Annotated in this window: 3 protein-coding genes; 2 read left to right on the forward strand and 1 reads right to left on the reverse strand. The window is 45.8% G+C overall.

Going from position 1 to position 3,080, the window contains the following annotated elements:
* Nucleotides 1–62: 62 nt before the first annotated feature.
* On the reverse strand, nt 63–1,397 hold the full coding sequence (locus O9290_RS13010) for a lysophospholipid acyltransferase family protein (protein WP_288058984.1): 1,335 nt from the start codon (nt 1,395–1,397) through the stop codon (nt 63–65).
* A gap of 422 nt (nt 1,398–1,819) precedes the next feature.
* On the opposite strand from O9290_RS13010, the gene O9290_RS13015 reads away from it, so the two are divergent.
* Nucleotides 1,820–2,251 carry a hypothetical protein gene (locus tag O9290_RS13015; protein ID WP_288059217.1) on the forward strand — a complete coding sequence of 144 codons (432 nt, stop codon included), beginning with the start codon at nt 1,820–1,822 and terminating at the stop codon, nt 2,249–2,251.
* A 39-nt stretch (nt 2,252–2,290) separates the two neighbouring features.
* Nucleotides 2,291–2,989, forward strand: coding sequence for a hypothetical protein (locus O9290_RS13020; RefSeq protein ID WP_288059215.1), 699 nt, complete (start codon nt 2,291–2,293; stop codon nt 2,987–2,989).
* Nucleotides 2,990–3,080 lie beyond the last annotated feature (91 nt).

The raw sequence follows: 3,080 nt of genomic DNA on the forward strand, positions 1-3,080 counted from the left end.
GAAAATAAGGCTTTTGACCTGTTAAAATCTGATGTTAGTGCAAGAAAATAGGATTGGGACATTCAAAAACCTTGCATTATTCTCCTCGTAGTACATAAACTGGTACAAAAAAAGAGGGCAACAAAGCCTGAAACGACCGACGACCGGCTACTGACTCCTGACTCCTGACTCCTACCCCCAGGAAAAACTTTTTCAGCAAACCCTAGATAATGACCGGTGACGACGACAAAATTCTCCACCCATCTCATGTGCCAGAGATGTTGATGCGCTTCCGACGCGACTAGAGCCGCCAAACCCCTTTCCACGTCCGAGAGGGTTTGGATGTCCACGTCCCGACGATAGATCCAATCCCAGACCGTATCCTCGATATCCTGGGCGCGTTCGAGCAAATTGCGATCGCTATGGGGCTGCATTTGCAGATATCCCTCCAACATTTTTAATACTGCGTCCATCAATCCCTGTAAACGCAGGGTTAATCCCTCGATCGGACTCAAATTGGCTAACTTTGCCGCTTGTTCCTCTAACTGAATGGCGGTATGGAAACGCCGATCAAAACTTTCCATTTGTTCTAATAAATATTCAGCAATACGCAATAGTTTCGGGTAGAGTAGGGCCTCTTCCTCTGGGGTCAATTGCTGCTCTGGATTCCATTCCCTCGATGAGAGAGAGTTTTCTAATTGCCGATTGGCCCCATCCCCCGGAGGAAAACCACATTCGCGCTCGATCGCCCCACAGAGTTGCCAAATCTTCGGCCAGGGATTTTCTAAATACTGATACCTCACACCGATGGGGACAATAGACAGCTGCTGATTCTCCCCCGCTGCCACCAGAGCCTCGACACACCAAAAACTGGTTTGAGCGCAGCCCAATTCTAAACGACTGACCAGTTCGCCGTGACCGTTGGTATAGCCTTCCGGCGCAATGGCCAAGGGAAATTGCCCGCGAACGTAGAGATGGCGCAGGGTACGCAAACAGCCGAAATCGGGACGACCGCGGATCACGGGAACGCCACCGATCGCCGGTAAGAGCCAATTAGCCACTGGACCTGCCCAGAGGGGAATCCCTCGATCGTAGAGAAAATAGCCAAAAACTGGCTTATTTAAACTTATTCCCTCATTGGCAGCTATTTTAGGCAGGTTGCTATGAAGATAATGGATCAAGGAGGGGGGATCGTTAGTGCTGGAATGACGATAGGCAAGCAGAAACCGCAACTGTCCAGCTTGGAAACGGCCGTAACAATCGACGAGAATTTCGCTATTTTCCCCTTCCACCCGCTCAATCTGACATTGCGATCGCAAATAGAAGGGCAACAGCCGATAAATTGCCGCCAAGACCAAGGGGTTAAAATGGGGGGCGAGAAATTTTAGCGGTGATTGGGCGCGGATAGGTTTTGTCATCGGAGAATGAGTTTATTATGGATAGAACAGAATCAAGGATTTTGAGCGGAGCCGGAGAAAATTATCGGTTCACCTAAGTATGATATTTGATTTTTTTCCATCTTCAATGCTCCTAAGTAGGGCTGGCTGAATAATGGTAAAAACCTTGTTGGGTAAGACTTTTAGACTTTTTGTCAATCAAAAAGTACCAGGCATGGCAGTGATGAGGGGGAAAATTGAGGCACTTTTTCCCTGAAAATTAGGTAATTGGCCACCTCAAAACCGGTAAAACCCCACACCCCACACCCCACACCCCACACCCTGTCCCCACGAAAAACTTTTTCAGCAAACCCTAAGTATCGGCGGACAAACTAGCCGCCGGTAAACCTCGATCGCCCGCTCTGACCTTCTCATCATTAACCGATCTAACTTTAACAACGCCCGTGAAACAACTGATTCAAGCCTTGGCTCTTTTGGGATTACTAGGAATCGCTGGATTGCTGCTTTTATTTCTTGCTCCTTCCTGGCCGACCCTTTTCGGTGTACTGGTTCTCGATCCCCGCGCTTTCGTCACCATTAAATCCCTGCGCTTTGGTTTGGAAGAAGCGATTATCGTTGTCTTTATCGCTAGTGTTTCCGAGGCGATCGGACAAAGTTTTGTCTTATTTATTAACCGGATTCCCCCCAGCCGCTTTATTTTTAGTTTATTAATTACTTCTATTCTCTACGCTTTTAATTTTGGCATTTGGGCCGCTGGACTTTGGCTAGTCACTATCCTCTTATTTCGGGGTGATACCCGCCTATTTGAGGTGGCCAGTACCCTAGGATTTAGTTACGCACCCTTTATCTTCGGATTAGCGATCGCTCTTCCCTAGGCTGGCCGGGCGATCTATATCTTATTAATCCTCTGGAGTGTGGCAGCCCTGGCCGTGGGTTTAACCGTTCTCCTCAATATTTCTTTACTTCATGCTTTCATCGCCTCTTTATTAGGTTTTCTTGTCCTTTTAGTTTTCCAGAGAACTATCGGTTATCCCTTTATTTTTGCTGTCCATTGGCTGACAGAAAAATTATTAGGGGTCGAATTAGTGATCGATAAAAAACACTTGCAAAAAATTGTTGATTCGGGAATCAACCCAGAAGACCTAGAAAAAGATACCAGCGAGGAAACAGAGGAAGAAAAGACGAAAAACGAAGCCCTTTGGCACAATTATCTCACGGAAATGTCTCTTTTTATCTCACCAATTAGTAAAAATTTTCTCAGAATCGGTCATCATTTAGAAGTAGTAAAAACTCAAAATCTCAAAACAGTTCTAGAATATGTTGGGCTAGGTTTTTTAGGTTTATGTTTAATTCTCCTATTTTCTCCCGCCAAAACTTGGCTACAGGAAGGATTTTTTGCCCTTGATGATGCCGTGCGACTGACCTTCGATCTGATCGGATTTAGTCTATTATTACTGTTCCTGGGTTTATTTCTAGAAGCACTGACCTCGCCTCTAGAAGCCTTGGGTTGGTGGGCCGGTTGGTACAGTCCCAGTCGCGTCTATGCCGAGGAACCCTGGCAGCAACTATACTTTGCACGGCTACAACTTGCATTTTTTACTCAAGGACAATAATATAGTTTAAGAGTCATAATTAGAAGCAAAGCACTCATTAAAAACATGATTAACCTAGAATTCACGGAAGAAGAAAAGAACTCACTGTATT

The organism is Microcystis sp. LE19-41.2A (assembly GCF_027530405.1).
In the GTDB taxonomy this organism is placed as follows: Bacteria; Cyanobacteriota; Cyanobacteriia; order Cyanobacteriales; family Microcystaceae; genus Microcystis; species Microcystis aeruginosa.

Bases quoted from the DNA above. Each gene is read 5' to 3' on its own strand.
- O9290_RS13010 (WP_288058984.1), bottom strand. From the start codon at position 1,397: ATGACAAAACCTATCCGCGCCCAATCACCGCTAAAATTTCTCGCCCCC.